This is a genomic window from Croceivirga radicis, from assembly GCF_002072105.2.
Lineage (GTDB): Bacteria > Bacteroidota > Bacteroidia > Flavobacteriales > Flavobacteriaceae > Croceivirga > Croceivirga radicis.
Genome location: NZ_MTBC01000009.1, coordinates 47,415 through 61,629, shown reverse-complemented (window position 1 = coordinate 61,629; position 14,215 = coordinate 47,415). Strand labels below are relative to the sequence as shown.

The following is a 14,215-nucleotide window of genomic DNA, read 5'->3' as shown; positions in this document are numbered from 1 at the left end:
TAATTTTAACACTGCAAAGTTATAGATATGAATGTAATGGAAAACAATATTTCAATTGAGAAGTCCAAAACAACAAAAATTCAGGATGTAGATTTTAATAATCTTTCCTTTGGAAGTGTGTATACGGATCATATGCTAGTCTGTGATTACAAGAACGGAGCATGGGAAACCCCAAAAATTATTCCCTATGGCAACCTTTCCCTAGATCCAGCTTCTAAGATTTTTCATTATGGGCAATCTATTTTTGAAGGCATGAAGGCCTATAAAGATGAAGCTGGCAAGATATTCTTATTTAGACCCACAGATAACCATGCGCGTTTAAATAAAAGTGCCGAACGTTTGGCCATGCCAAGCATACCGGAAAGCCATTTTATGGAAGGCTTAGAGACCTTATTAAAACTAGAGAAAGATTGGATACCAACCACTGCAGGTAGCAGCTTATATATAAGGCCTTTTATGTTTGCAACGGGTGTGGGTTTCCATGCATCTCCGGCAGATGCTTACAAACTAATAATAGCCTGCGCCCCATCTGGCGCTTATTTTTCTGGTAAAGTCAAAGTTTTGATAGAACAAACCTATTCTAGAGCTGCCAATGGAGGTGTTGGTTATGCCAAGGCAGGAGGCAACTATGCAGGACAATTTTATCCTACTAAGTTAGCCGCAGAAAAAGGCTACCAACAGATTATTTGGACAGACGATAACACGCACGAATATATAGAAGAAGCAGGTGCCATGAATGTCTTTGTGAGAATTAACGATACGCTTATGACCGCACCCACCAACGATAGAATTTTAGATGGTATAACCAGAAAAAGTATTCTTAAAATTGCGGAAGACGAAGGCATACAAACCGAAGTAAGAAAAATAAAAGTTTCTGAATTGGTAGATGCCGCCAACAACGGTTCTTTAAAAGAAATTTTTGGAGCAGGTACGGCTGCAGTGATTTCGCCCTTGGCAGGTTTTGGGTTTGATGGCAAGGATTATGATTTGCCAGAACTAGAAGCCCCGTTTTCTGCTAGGCTTAAAAAACGAATTACAGACATTCAATACAACCGTGCCGAAGACAAATTTGGCTGGAGACACGAAGTAAAGTAAAATAAAAAGGCGCCCATTGGCGCCTTTTTTATTGTTCTATAATTTTTTTGATATCCGGCCTAAAATAGTTTGGCCCCTTTAAAACTTTTCCGTCCTCTCTATAAATTGGTTTTCCATCTGCCCCCAGCTTACTCATGTTACTTTTCTGTATTTCGGCAAAAACCTCTTCAATCTTATGTTGCATGCCATGCTCTAAAATAGTACCACACAAAATATAAAGCATATCGCCAAGGGCATCTGCTACCTCTACCAAATCATTATTATTTGCCGCCTCTAAATATTCTTTATTTTCTTCGTCCATTAAATTGAATCGAAGTTTGTTTTTACCTAATCCCAAATCTGCCTTTGGCCTTTCTAAAACACCTAATCCAAAAGATTCATGAAATAATTTTACCGCATCAATTTTGTCTTGCATACCTTCTATTTTGCTTAATTTTGTGAATATATAGAATTAAATATGTTCAGTACCGGCCAGTTAATATTTGCATTATTGTTTTTTGTTTCTTTTGTAATAATTATGGTTTTAATGTACCGTAAAGACAAAAAATTACATCAAAAAAACTACAAGGGCGTACAATGGATTTTATTAACCTTTATCATATTCATAATATTTTTGTTCGCCGTTAAACACTTCCTCAAAAATTAACAAGAATATTTCCTACACCACATTTTTTAAGAATTACACAACAAATACTGCCAAAATCTCGTTAAATATAGGAAAAGACGTACTTTTGTAATCGTTAATCCTACACCAAATGGTAACATTTTTTAGCATTCTATTTGTTTTACTTGGCATCAACGCTTTCCTACTATTATTTAGTGTAAATGGAGCCATGGAGAACATTAAAAAACCTTTTCAGAAAATCAAAGAGCAAACTGTTCTTAAATTATCCCCCGACGATTTTTCTGAATCTAAATACAAAAAGGCAGTATAAGTTATTACCTTTATAAGGTATGAAACAGATACTTCTAGTATTTATTGGGGGCGGCTTTGGAAGTGCGCTTAGGTACATAATATCCAAAAACCTAAATTCTTTTTACCCCAATTTTTTTCTAGGTACTTTCTTATCCAACATTCTTGGCTGCTTGTTAATTGGCATCTTATTAGGCCTTAGCGCTAAAGAAAAAATCTTGACCCAAAATCAAACACTTTTACTGGCTACCGGATTTTGCGGTGGCTTTACCACCTTCTCTACATTTGCTTTGGAAAAATACAACCTCTTAAAAACAGGAGAGCTACTCTATTTTGGTTTTTATCTCTTATCCAGCATTATTACTGGAATACTAGCCGTTGGTATAGGTATCTACATTAGCAAGCACGTTTAATTAGCATATTTACAATTCTGAGCCGTATTTGTTAAATAATTTATCATGTTTATATCAGCATGTTAAATTTTACACACCAAAACAACATATTCAATTAACTTATTGTTAAGGAATTCAAAATTTTATAGGTATTAAATTTTAATACCCCTAAACAATTAGGGGGTATAACTTATTATATCATAAAAATACCAGATTACTCCCCCTTAAAATATATAGTTGCATCTCTTTTAACATATATTTGACGTGTTAACTAACAAAATCAATTATGAAAAAAGTCGAGGCAATTATTCGCAAATCAAAATTTGATGAGGTGAAAAAGGCACTTCATGGAATTGAGGTAAACTTCTTTAGTTACTGGGACGTAACAGGAGTTGGTAACGAGCAGCAAGGCCATGTATACCGAGGTATTACCTATAGTACCACAGATATACAGAGAAGGTACTTGGTGATTGTGGTATCTGATGATTTCTTAGAAAAAACCGTGCAAACATTAATTAAAACCGCAAGTACAGGAAATGTAGGAGACGGTAAAATTTTCGTTTCTGAAGTTTCTGAAGCTTACAGAATCAGAACAGGAGAAACAGGACACGCAGGAATCAACTAAACAAATTACTAACCAACAAAAAATTTAATTATGTCTCAATTAGAACAAGAAACTTTAGACAAAGCAATAGAAGCCATTAATGGCGACATGGGTGCTTTGTGGATAACCATAGCAGCTATCTTAGTCTTCTTTATGCAAGCCGGTTTTACCCTTGTAGAGGTAGGCTTTACTAGAAGCAAGAACTCTGGAAACATAATCATGAAAAACCTTATGGATCTTTCTGTTGGCTCCATAATGTTCTGGGCAGTAGGTTACGGTATTATGTATGGAAGCGATACCGTATTAGGCGGTTTTTTTAGATCAAGCCCTGCAGATCAAGGATACTTCTTTTTTAGCGCAGATGATTGGTACAACCTATTTTTCCAAACCGTATTCTGTGCCACGGCCGCCACAATTGTATCTGGTGCCGTAGCTGGTAGAACAAAATTTTCTACCTACTTAATTTTATCTGCTGTTTTAACTACGATTATCTACCCTATTTCTGGTAGCTGGTACTGGCCATTTGACGATGACGCTTGGTTAAACGTTGCTGGATTTGTAGATTTTGCCGGTTCTTCCGTAGTACACGCCGTTGGTGGTGGTGCAGCTTTGGTAGCCGCAATAATGGTGGGGCCAAGAATTGGAAAATATGTAGATGGAAAACCTCAGGTTATTCCAGGTCACAATATGATGTTTGGTGCACTAGGTGTATTTATCCTATGGTTAGGATGGTTTGGCTTTAACGGTGGTTCACAATTAGCTTGGGGTGGCGATGATACCGTTGCCGCAGGTAGTGTTATTATAAACACCAATATTGCAGCGGCAGCAGGTGCAATCGCAGCTTTGTTCTTTACGTGGATGCGTTACAAAAAAGCAGATCTTTCCATGACCTTGAACGGTGCATTGGCAGGCTTGGTAGGTATTACTGCCGGTTGTGGTGCGGTTAATGCCTTTGGATCTCTTATCATAGGCCTAATTTGTGGTATTGTAGTAGTAATATCCATCGAAACTTTAGATAAGAAATTTAAGATTGATGATCCTGTAGGTGCAATTTCCGTACATGGCGTTTGTGGTTTCTTAGGAACTGTTCTTGTAGGAATTTTTGCCTTAGATGGTGGATTAATCTACGGAGGTGGCGCCAAACTACTTTGGGTACAAACTTATGGCTCTTTAGCCTATATCTTATGGGCCGTGGTAACAACCTTTATCTTATTGTTTATCCTTAAGAAAACTTTAGGCCTAAGAGTTTCTGAAAAAGAAGAGGTAGAAGGCTTGGATATTCACGAACATGGAATGGAATCTTACCCAGAGCACATCTCTAACTCTAACGATTAAATATAAAGGGAAACGGAGCGTTTGGCAGAACGCTCCGTTGAACTAACCATTTTCAATTTAACATTAAACTAAAATTTAACCGACCACTTTGAACGGGTGGTCCTAACATTAAACTTTATGAAAACGATTATTTCCACAAAATACATAAAAAATACAGTTTTAGCCGCTGCCGCTTTATTTGCAGTTAGTGCAACAGCTCAGGACGCTGACGATACAAGTTCTCCATTTTCTCTATCGGGTAGTATAGACACTTATTTTAGAACTGCGCTTACTACTTCTGATGCAGACGGAACGTATGCTCCAGAAGGTGCGTCTACCTCTTTTGCAAACCAGACTGGCTTTGCTTTGGGTATGGCAAATCTAATTGGTACGTACGAAGCAGGAGACACTGGTGTTGTAGTAGACCTTGTTTTTGGACCAAGAGGTACCGAGGCCACTTTTGAAAATGACGTATTGAACGGTATTATAAACCAAGCTTATGCTTATTGGAATGTTTCCGATAAGACTACCTTAACCGTTGGTAGGTTCAACACCTTTTTAGGGTATGAAGTAATTGCACCTGCAGCTAACTTTAACTATAGCGTTTCTTACCTTTTCTCTAACGGTCCTTTCTCTCATTTAGGGGTAAAAGCAGATTTTGAATTATCTGACGATGTAAGTTTAATGTTGGGCGTAATGAACCCTTGGGACACTAATGATATTAGCTTGACTGGTGAATATTCTTTAGGCGCACAACTTGGCTTATACGATCAATTTTTCAACTTTTACTATGATAGTGGTAGAAACGGTGGTCTAGGCTTTGAAGTAGACTATACTGGTGGGTTTGATTTATCCGATAGCTTTTTCTTAGGCATTAACGCGGCATACAATACAAATTCTGAGACTGAAACTGGTTTCTACGGAGCTGCATTGTACCCACAAATAACAGCTTCTGAAGATTTTGCAATAGGTTTAAGAGGAGAATACTTTGCCTACACTGCAGATGGTTTTGATGATGTACCTGTTATTGGACTAACATTGACAGGAAGTTATTCTAAGGAAAACCTTATTATAAAACCAGAGATTAGATTGGATAGCTGGGGCAATGATTTCGAACCATTTACAGATAATGATTTAGCTCCATCTAGTAGCTTAGCAACCTTTGCAATTGCTGCAATCTATTCTTTTGATTAAATAAATATCATTGAGAACTACTTAACCAACTAACTCAAGAACACGTTCAGTGACATTATGCTAAAAGTCCGGCTTAACCACCGGGCTTTTAGTGTTTTTTAAAATCCTTTACTCCTGCCGCAACCTTGGTTTTCATATAATTTTGCCTTGGCACCAAGGGGCAGGAGTATTTTTTATTATATACACAATAAGGGTTGTATGCCTTATTAAAGTCTATAATTATGGTGTCTCCTTTTGGCAAACGCAAATCTATATACCTGCCACCACCATACGTTTCTAGCCCATTGGTTTCATCTAAAAATGGAAGAAATAAATAATCTTCATAACCTTCTTCTTCCATTAAATCTAAACTTTGATAAATTTCCAGTTGATGCTGCTTTCCATTTAGTTGAAAATGCGCGATAGCATATAACCTTTCCAAGGTTTGCCTATCTGTAGTTGTAGGCATTAAAATAGGTTCTGAATCTGGGGTAAATACTAAAGAAGCGGTAACAATATAATTGGTATCAGGTTCATAAAACTCCAAACCTTCAAAATCCTTACGATACCTATCTGGCAAAGGAGAAACATCTGGGTCTTTAAACTCTTTATTTAGATTTTCTTGAAATGTAAGAATTGATTTAATAGCTGGATCAATAGCCTGGACAGATCCCAAATCACCCCCGACATCATGATACTTCTTCTTTTGACCACAAGAAACAAATAACACTAAAAAAACTAAAACAATTTTATTCATACCTTAAAAATACAGCCTTTCAAACTGTCCTTTAAACCAATAGTTAGCTTATTCTTTTATTAATGGTGAATAATTGGCATCACCCAAATATTGCTCTAACAACGCATTAAATTCTGGAGTTATACGTAATAAGGCCGTATTTTCTAATTGGTACAACCCTTCTTTATCCTTATATCCATTTTTAAGCAATTCTTCCAAATAGTAAATAGCGGTTCCAAAATCTTCGTTTTTAGCACTAATACTAATAACTTTCAGGTAGCTATTATAATCTTCCGGTGCTGTTATTGTTTTTAGCATATGTACCAAAAGTAACGCCTCTATATCGTCTGCGTATCCATGTTTAATAATGTCTATTTGGTCATCTACCAAGGCATTAACATACCCTATCAATCTTTTTGCAGACTGTACTTTTAAGGGATTATCACTAGACAATTCTTTTTTAAGTTCGCTCAATTTAAAATTCCACCAACCTAAATTATTGTAATTATAGGTTTGTAAATCTTCTTCTACATAATAGGCAAAATCTTCTTTTTTTAATCCCTCATTAAATAAGATACCTTCTTGCATGCGCTTTAACATCCTATACTCCTTGTTCTTTCGTAGTTCTTTTCTTAGGTTTTTCACCGTATCAATGTCTACCAGGTCCCTATAAACCTCTTCCATTTCCAGTAAATCCCTATGCGCAACTAAATAGTTACCCGCTTTCTTTTTTAGTAAGATTTGATTTAAATCTGTTTCAAACTGAGCGTTAATTAACATGGAATCTTTATAGGTCTTGTCTTTTTTCATCAAAGCCATGTCAAAATAAGATAACGCCTTTACCACTTCTTGCACTTCCAAGGCCCCCTCACTACCATCATAGACAATTAGGTTATTAGGAAATTTTCTCGCATTTAGCACTTTTTCGTCTACTAACATTTGTGCATAACTATAATGTTCTCTTGTAGTTAGACCAATAAAATGAGATTTGCTCTCAACACTCAACAAATCCATATTGGCCAGCGTACCATTGATACTAAGTACACCATCTACATTTTTAATAAACACCGGGACCAAGCTTGCAAAACGCCCTCCATGACTTATACCCCCTGCATAAAAGCGCTTAACATCTATAGGTAAAATAGTAAAGACCAAATCTAAAGCATTCTTTACCTTTAAAATATTATTGGATATAGATGCCGTATCTCTCAAAGAATTAGGAGCCACCAAAATGTAGTTTCTTTTTTCTGCGGCAACAGAAAGCCTTTTCAATGTTCCTGCCGCGTCTTTTTCCAAATCCGTAACCAATAGCAGTGGCCAAGATTTATTCATTTCAAAAGAAGTGGGCAAATACAAAGAAACGGACTCTTTTAAAGAATCATTTATTACCAAAGACTCTATAACCTTACCTTTAATTAAAGTAGTCTTATTTTCTTGGGCCAAAGAAAAAGTTAGCACCAACAAAAATGTGCAGAAGATGTAGTTTTTTATCATACGTTTTAAACCGCAAAAATCTAGCCAAACCATTATTTATTGTTTTTTAGGATTGATCAAAGAATTGGAACCTGCTACCTTAGACAATACAATGTGTGTTCTGGCCTCGCCATAAACAATTAAACGGTCTATAAAATTTTCTAAATGCATTTGGTCTTTGATTACCACCTCCATTATAATATTCTCGTTACCGGTTATACGATAACAATTGATTACTTCCTCATAAGATTTAACTTGTTCTAAAAAAGGCTTTAGCTTACCAACAAATGCCCTAAGCGTTACCATGGCTTTTAATTGATACCCTAGTTTGGCGTAGGCAATTTTGGCTTGGTAACCTGTTATTACCCCCAAATCTTCCAGTTTTTTAATACGTTCTGCCACAGCCGGTGAGGTAAGGCCTACTTTACGACCAATTTCTGCATAAGAAGCACGGGCATTTTCTTGTAAACAGTTTAAAATTTCTTTACTTAAAGGGTCTAGTTTAATTTCCAATCTTAATTGACGTTAAAAATTTAATTTATAAAGCAAATTAATAATTCTGCTTTAATTTTTAAAGATATACATCGATAATCTAGCAGTATCTTTAGCATACTAAATTACTAGGATAAAGATGAGCTCACAAGCGTATAGCAACTTACCGGTATACCAAAAATCACTAGCACTTAAGGATTTAAGTGCTGCCGTAGCACATTATTTTGCAAAAGATTATAGCAACTATAAACTATCTAGAACCGCAAGTTTAAGAGATGTAATTGCCAATTCTTTAATTACAGACACCTCTTTGATCATAGCATCCATTGAAAATGCATCCAATGCTACTTGCTCTGCCAGTAGAGCCAGAAATGCCAGTCAGATAAATATAATCATCAGAAATTTGTTATCTTATTGTAACGGTCTTGAAAAAGATGGGGTAAAGGAAAGAGAATATTTGAATTTGCTACGTTTTGAACTTAAAGCTTTTAGAAAATCGTTTAAGGTTTGGCGTAAGTCAATTTTAAAATAAGTATTTAAAAAGCTGCATTAAATGCAGCTTTTTAAATTTAGTTTTCAATTACATGTTTCTTCTATATTGCCCCCCAACATTGAACAATGCGTTTGTTATCTCTCCTAAGGAACAATATTTGGTTACCTCCATTAAAGTTTCAAAGGTGTTTTTATTCTCCATTGCGGTTTGCTGTAGCTGGCGCAACCATTCTTTAGCTTCTTTTTGATAGGTAGCCTTCAAATTATTCAAAGTATCTATCTGTTGTACTTTCTCTTCTTTAGTTGCCCTAATAACCTCTTGGGGTAAAACCGTTGGGCTGCCTTTAGAACTTAAAAAAGTATTTACACCTATTATTGGATATTTACCAGAATGTTTAAGATTTTCATAATGCAGACTCTCATCTTGTATTTTACTTCTCTGGTACATAGTTTCCATAGCGCCTAGCACCCCTCCTCTTTCTGTAATTCTATCAAACTCCAATAAAACCGCTTCTTCCACCAAATCTGTTAATTCTTCAATAATAAAAGAACCTTGTAATGGATTTTCGTTTTTAGCCAAACCTAATTCTTTATTAATAATTAACTGTATGGCCATGGCCCTACGTACAGATTCTTCTGTAGGTGTTGTTATTGCCTCGTCATAAGCGTTGGTATGCAGCGAATTACAGTTATCATAAATAGCATATAAAGCTTGCAAGGTGGTTCTTATATCATTAAAATCAATTTCTTGGGCGTGCAGGCTCCTACCCGATGTTTGTATGTGATACTTTAACATCTGAGCACGTGGACCAGCTCCGTATTTTTCTCTCATTGCCTTGGCCCAAATACGCCTTGCAACCCTACCAATTACAGCATATTCCGGATCTATTCCATTAGAAAAGAAAAAAGAAAGATTAGGGCCAAATTTATCTATATCCATGCCCCTACTTAAATAATATTCCACATAAGTAAAGCCATTAGACAATGTAAATGCCAATTGTGAAATTGGATTAGCTCCTGCTTCTGCAATATGGTAACCAGATATGGATACAGAATAAAAATTACGTACTGCTTTAGCAATAAAATATTCCTGGACATCTCCCATTAACCGGATAGCGAATTCCGTAGAAAAAATACAAGTATTTTGCGCTTGGTCTTCTTTCAAAATATCTGCTTGCACCGTGCCCCGTACCTGTTTAAGAGTAGCTGTCTTTATTGTTTCATAAACATCTTTTGGTAATACCATATCCCCAGTTACCCCTAAAAGCATTAACCCCAAACCATCATTACCATTGGGCAAATCTCCTTGATAAGTTGGTATTTTGGTTCCTTTGTCTTTATATAGGGCGGCTATTTTAGCTTTTACTTGCTGTTCTAAGCCCTTCTCTTTAATGTACTTTTCACAATTTTGGTCTATAGCAGCATTTAAAAAGTAACCTAACAACATTGGTGCGGGACCGTTTATTGTCATACTCACAGATGTTAAGGGGTTACTTAGATCAAAACCAGAATACAACTTTTTAGCATCGTCCAAACAACAAATAGAAACACCAGCATTACCAATTTTACCATAAATATCTGGCCTATAGTCCGGGTCATTACCATATAGGGTTACAGAATCAAAAGCAGTAGATAATCTTTTGGCCGGCATTTCTTGACTTACATAATGAAAACGCCTGTTGGTTCGTTCTGGCCCACCCTCACCAGCAAACATACGGGTAGGGTCTTCACCCTTTCGTTTAAAAGGGTATATACCTGCAGTATACGGGAAACTTCCTGGCATGTTTTCTTTATATTTCCATAACAGTAAATCTCCCCAGGCCCTGTATTTTGGCAACGCTATCTTTGGAATCTGGTTATGGGACAAAGAGGTGGTATGCGTTTCCATTTTTATTTCCTTATCTCTTACCTTAAAAACAAACTCAGGACCGGCATATTTCTGTTTTGTTGTTTCCCAATCACATATCCACTGCCAATTTCTAGGATGCAAATCCATCAAAACCTTATCAAATTCTGCAATTAAGAGCTGTAATAATTCTTCGTTTTCTAAAGTTACCGCTTGCTCTAATGCTTCCTTTTGCAGTCCAGATAGCTCTATAAAAGATTCTGTATTATTAGCCTGCTTAGTTAATCCAATAATAGTAGTATACAAACCGTAAAGCCGTTGGGCTATATTAGATTGATAAGTTGCTGTATCATCTTGCTGTCTGCTGTTTTCCGCAATTTCAGAAAGGTATCGCCCACGTGCAGGTGGAATAATAAAACGTTTTTCTGAATCTGATACCGATAATGAATCCGGTACGTTAAATTCTGCACTGGTCCTAGTATTTAGCAGTTCTAGGACAGCTAAGTACAACCTATTCATTCCCGTGTCATTAAACTGCGAAGCTATGGTTCCAAAAATGGGCAGGTCTTCTTGGTTAATATCCCAAAGATTTTGATTTCGCATGTATTGTTTGCGCACATCTCTCAAGGCATCTTTAGCTCCTCTTTTGTCAAATTTGTTTATGGCAACAATGTTGGCAAAGTCTAACATGTCAATTTTTTCTAATTGTGTTGCCGCCCCAAATTCCGGTGTCATTACATAAAGGGATACATCGCTATGATCTAAAATTTCGGTATCTGATTGCCCAATACCAGAAGTTTCTAAAATTATTAAATCGTACGCTGCAGCCTTTAGTACCTGAATAGCATCATCTACGTGTTTGGACAACGCCAAATTGGCTTGCCTTGTAGCCAAGGAACGCATATAAATCCTATTACTATTAATCGCATTCATTCGAATACGGTCTCCCAATAGTGCCCCACCCGTTTTCTTCTTGGAGGGATCAACAGAAATTATAGTTATTTGTTTATTGGTATTATTCAAGAGAAATCTTCTAATAAGTTCATCTACCAAACTAGACTTACCCGCACCACCCGTTCCCGTAATTCCAAGAACCGGAACCTCTTCTTTAATCATGCTTTTGGAAAAAACAGCTTCAAAAGCATCTGGTCTGTTTTCTGCCAATGATATTAAACGAGCTATAACATTAACATCTTTGTCTTTTAACCTTTGGGCTAGTTCCGTTGTCTGTTGAATGGTCAAATCTGGTACCGAAAAGTCTGATTTTTGAACCAAATCGTTTATCATTCCCTGTAAACCTAGCTGCCTACCATCATCTGGGGAATAGATACGCGTTATACCATAATCCATCAAATCTTTAATCTCTTCTGGAAGAATAACGCCTCCACCGCCCCCAAAGATTTTAATATGACCAGCACCTTTTTCTTGCAACAGATCAAACATGTATTTAAAATACTCATTATGGCCACCTTGGTAAGAGGTCATTGCTATAGCATGTGCATCTTCTTGTATTGCACAATTAACCACTTCTTCTACACTGCGATCATGGCCTAAATGGATAACTTCTACCCCGGTTGCCTGTATAATTCTTCTCATGATATTGATGGCCGCATCATGGCCATCGAATAAAGAGGCAGCTGTAACAATTCTAATTTTATTGTTGGGCGAATATGCCGTAATTTGCTCCATAATTTAAGAATAAATAGGCTGGCTATTGATTTACGATAAATTCAATTTAACGCCAATTTTATTCAAATATATCCAATAATCATTTAAATATGCGGCTTCGTTTTTAGAATACCGCAATTTTATTCAGAAAAAGAATGAATTTAACCGTACTTATTCATTGTCCAGACCAAAAGGGCATCATCAGTGCCGTTACCAATTTTCTTCATGAAAAAGGAGGCAACGTGGTTTATTTGGACCAACACGTAGATAAACAAGCAGCAATTTTTTTTATGCGATTAGAAGCTGAATTTGAAAACGGATATACACAGCAACTTTTTGATTCTGAATTTAAAGACACCCTAGCTCCCCGTTTTAATATGAAGTGGCAGAGCCATTTAAAGAAAATAAAACCTAGAATGGCTTTGTTTGTTTCTAAGTACAATCATTGCCTGTATGATTTGTTGAGTAGATACCATTCTGGCGAATTAGAAGCTGAAATTCCTTTTATTCTAAGCAACCATAAAGATTTAGGGTTTATAGCAGAACAATTTGGCATTCCATTTTACCATGTTCCTTTTTCTAAAGAAAATAGAGAAGAAGCAGAGGCGGAACAATTAAAACTCTTAAAAGAACATAAAGTTGATTTTATTGTTTTGGCCAGATATATGCAAATTGTTAGTAGTACAGTAATTGCACAATATCCTAACAAAATTATAAATATACACCACTCTTTTCTGCCTGCCTTTGCAGGTGCCAAACCGTACCATGCCGCTTTTAAAAGAGGGGTTAAAATTATTGGGGCAACAAGCCATTACGTAACCGAAGAATTAGATGCTGGTCCTATAATAGAACAGGACGTAGTACCGGTTTCCCACACCCATACCATAAAAGATTTTATAGCTAAAGGTAGAGATTTGGAAAAAATTGTTTTGGCAAGAGCGGTTAAGTTGCATCTTAAGCACAAGACAATGGTATACAACAATAAGACCGTGATTTTTACTTAAGTCTAAAAAATCTTATTTTTTACCCAAAATTATACTGATAATCAACAATATAAATCAAATTAATGCGTTACTTTATTAGACAAAACAATTATAACATATTACTAAAGTTTAATTAACCTTAAACCGTAATAGAAAATTGAATTTTGTCTCGAGTTATTTGAGTTAGCATTTTTTTGAGTTAGTTAGTTTAAAAACCGGTGTAATACACCGGTTTTTTGTTTTTATGTTGTTAAGTAAGCCAAAACAACCTGATTAAACTTTTCTGGTCTTTCTATATTCACCACATGCCCTGTTTCTTGAAAAACTTCTAATTTTGTTTGCTTATGCTGTGCAACCATTTTCTTAACAGCAGGTAAAAAAAGATAATCTTCTTCTCCCATAACATAAAAAGTTGGTAGATTAACATCTACTGTTCTAAACCATTTGAGCAACGGATTTACTTCAGAGGTTAATTTGAACCATCTAATAAACTCTTTTTGATATAATTTTTTGGCTTCTTTTACAAAAAGGTTTCTAGACTCCTTATGGTTTTTATTTGGCATAATAACAAAGGCAAAAAACTTGTACAACCATATATAAGGCACAACGGATTTTAGTAAAACCCCCATTTTCATTAAAAACTGACTTCTAAAATTAAGTTTCATGACGGCTCCACCCAAAACCATCTTATCTATTCTATGCGGTTGTTTTTCTGCTATGTTCCTTATTAATATTGTACCTAATGATATACCTACAAAGTGTGATTTCTGGATTTTTAGATGGTCTAATACCTCAAGAATATCATCTGTGATAACTTCAAAAGTATATTTTTCCTTAAACGCTTCCGTTAGATGAAATTTAGACCTACCATGCCCTCTTAGATCTATAAGCAAAACATTAAAGTGTTTCTTAAAATCTTTAATTTGTTTATACCATATAGTAGAGCTTCCGCCAGCACCATGTACAAACGTAACCCAGGGTGTATTGTTAGACTTTATATATGTATTGTAATTGAGCAATTTTCTAATAAAACG

At 35.8% G+C, this 14,215-nt stretch carries 13 protein-coding genes; 7 read left to right on the top strand and 6 right to left on the bottom strand.

Features of this window, described 5'->3' with window-relative positions; all coding sequences use genetic code 11:
• The first annotated feature begins 27 nt into the window (after positions 1-27).
• Positions 28-1,095 (top strand): branched-chain amino acid aminotransferase, encoded by a 1,068-nt coding sequence (locus tag BUL40_RS12895; protein ID WP_394336970.1) that lies wholly within the window; start codon positions 28-30, stop codon positions 1,093-1,095.
• Positions 1,096-1,123: 28 nt separating this feature from the next.
• On the opposite strand, the gene BUL40_RS12890 is transcribed toward BUL40_RS12895, so the two are convergent.
• Positions 1,124-1,510, bottom strand: coding sequence for a pyrophosphohydrolase domain-containing protein (locus BUL40_RS12890; RefSeq protein WP_080319580.1), 387 nt, complete (start codon positions 1,508-1,510; stop codon positions 1,124-1,126).
• 539 nt (positions 1,511-2,049) lie between these two features.
• Between BUL40_RS12890 and crcB the strand changes: the two genes are divergently transcribed.
• From crcB to BUL40_RS12860, 4 genes are all read left to right on the top strand, one after another.
• Positions 2,050-2,421: a fluoride efflux transporter CrcB gene (crcB, locus tag BUL40_RS12875; protein WP_080319578.1), complete on the top strand. Its 372-nt coding sequence runs from the start codon at positions 2,050-2,052 to the stop codon at positions 2,419-2,421.
• 265 nt (positions 2,422-2,686) lie between these two features.
• Positions 2,687-3,025 (top strand): P-II family nitrogen regulator, encoded by a 339-nt coding sequence (locus BUL40_RS12870; RefSeq protein ID WP_010517742.1) that lies wholly within the window; start codon positions 2,687-2,689, stop codon positions 3,023-3,025.
• A 30-nt stretch (positions 3,026-3,055) separates the two neighbouring features.
• A complete protein-coding gene (locus BUL40_RS12865; RefSeq protein WP_080319577.1) occupies positions 3,056-4,339 on the top strand; it encodes an ammonium transporter in 1,284 nt (427 codons plus the stop codon).
• Positions 4,340-4,456: 117 nt separating this feature from the next.
• Positions 4,457-5,512, top strand: a complete 1,056-nt coding sequence (locus tag BUL40_RS12860) for an outer membrane beta-barrel protein (RefSeq protein WP_080319576.1) — start codon at positions 4,457-4,459, stop codon at positions 5,510-5,512.
• A gap of 88 nt (positions 5,513-5,600) precedes the next feature.
• On the opposite strand, the gene BUL40_RS12855 is transcribed toward BUL40_RS12860, so the two are convergent.
• The 3 genes from BUL40_RS12855 to BUL40_RS12845 are packed head-to-tail and all read right to left on the bottom strand — an operon-like array spanning position 5,601 to position 8,213.
• A complete protein-coding gene (locus BUL40_RS12855) occupies positions 5,601-6,248 on the bottom strand; it encodes a DUF1684 domain-containing protein (RefSeq protein WP_080319575.1) in 648 nt (215 codons plus the stop codon).
• 48 nt (positions 6,249-6,296) lie between these two features.
• The gene (locus BUL40_RS12850) at positions 6,297-7,721 is read right to left on the bottom strand and encodes an alpha/beta hydrolase (protein ID WP_141239672.1); all 1,425 of its coding nucleotides are present in this window, start codon (positions 7,719-7,721) and stop codon (positions 6,297-6,299) included.
• 36 nt (positions 7,722-7,757) lie between these two features.
• The gene (locus tag BUL40_RS12845) at positions 7,758-8,213 is read right to left on the bottom strand and encodes an Lrp/AsnC family transcriptional regulator (protein ID WP_010517749.1); all 456 of its coding nucleotides are present in this window, start codon (positions 8,211-8,213) and stop codon (positions 7,758-7,760) included.
• Positions 8,214-8,331: 118 nt separating this feature from the next.
• On the opposite strand from BUL40_RS12845, the gene BUL40_RS12840 reads away from it, so the two are divergent.
• Positions 8,332-8,724: a hypothetical protein gene (locus tag BUL40_RS12840; protein WP_080319573.1), complete on the top strand. Its 393-nt coding sequence runs from the start codon at positions 8,332-8,334 to the stop codon at positions 8,722-8,724.
• Positions 8,725-8,772: 48 nt separating this feature from the next.
• Here the strand turns inward: BUL40_RS12840 and BUL40_RS12835 are convergent, their stop codons facing one another.
• Positions 8,773-12,219, bottom strand: a complete 3,447-nt coding sequence (locus tag BUL40_RS12835; RefSeq protein ID WP_080319572.1) for a methylmalonyl-CoA mutase family protein — start codon at positions 12,217-12,219, stop codon at positions 8,773-8,775.
• Positions 12,220-12,353: 134 nt separating this feature from the next.
• Here BUL40_RS12835 and purU point away from each other — a divergent pair, with 134 nt between their 5' ends.
• Positions 12,354-13,202: a formyltetrahydrofolate deformylase gene (gene purU, locus BUL40_RS12830; protein WP_010517754.1), complete on the top strand. Its 849-nt coding sequence runs from the start codon at positions 12,354-12,356 to the stop codon at positions 13,200-13,202.
• A gap of 221 nt (positions 13,203-13,423) precedes the next feature.
• On the opposite strand, the gene BUL40_RS12825 is transcribed toward purU, so the two are convergent.
• Positions 13,424-14,200, bottom strand: a complete 777-nt coding sequence (locus tag BUL40_RS12825; RefSeq protein ID WP_080319571.1) for an alpha/beta fold hydrolase — start codon at positions 14,198-14,200, stop codon at positions 13,424-13,426.
• Positions 14,201-14,215 lie beyond the last annotated feature (15 nt).

Excerpts from the sequence above, each read along its gene's own strand:
- BUL40_RS12895 (WP_394336970.1), top strand. The coding sequence starts at position 28 with ATGAATGTAATGGAAAACAATATTTCAATTGAGAAGTCCAAAACAACA.
- BUL40_RS12890 (WP_080319580.1), bottom strand. The coding sequence starts at position 1,510 with ATGCAAGACAAAATTGATGCGGTAAAATTATTTCATGAATCTTTTGGA.
- crcB (WP_080319578.1), top strand. The coding sequence starts at position 2,050 with ATGAAACAGATACTTCTAGTATTTATTGGGGGCGGCTTTGGAAGTGCG.
- BUL40_RS12870 (WP_010517742.1), top strand. The coding sequence starts at position 2,687 with ATGAAAAAAGTCGAGGCAATTATTCGCAAATCAAAATTTGATGAGGTG.
- BUL40_RS12865 (WP_080319577.1), top strand. The coding sequence starts at position 3,056 with ATGTCTCAATTAGAACAAGAAACTTTAGACAAAGCAATAGAAGCCATT.
- BUL40_RS12860 (WP_080319576.1), top strand. The coding sequence starts at position 4,457 with ATGAAAACGATTATTTCCACAAAATACATAAAAAATACAGTTTTAGCC.
- BUL40_RS12855 (WP_080319575.1), bottom strand. The coding sequence starts at position 6,248 with ATGAATAAAATTGTTTTAGTTTTTTTAGTGTTATTTGTTTCTTGTGGT.
- BUL40_RS12850 (WP_141239672.1), bottom strand. The coding sequence starts at position 7,721 with ATGATAAAAAACTACATCTTCTGCACATTTTTGTTGGTGCTAACTTTT.
- BUL40_RS12840 (WP_080319573.1), top strand. The coding sequence starts at position 8,332 with ATGAGCTCACAAGCGTATAGCAACTTACCGGTATACCAAAAATCACTA.
- BUL40_RS12835 (WP_080319572.1), bottom strand. The coding sequence starts at position 12,219 with ATGGAGCAAATTACGGCATATTCGCCCAACAATAAAATTAGAATTGTT.
- purU (WP_010517754.1), top strand. The coding sequence starts at position 12,354 with ATGAATTTAACCGTACTTATTCATTGTCCAGACCAAAAGGGCATCATC.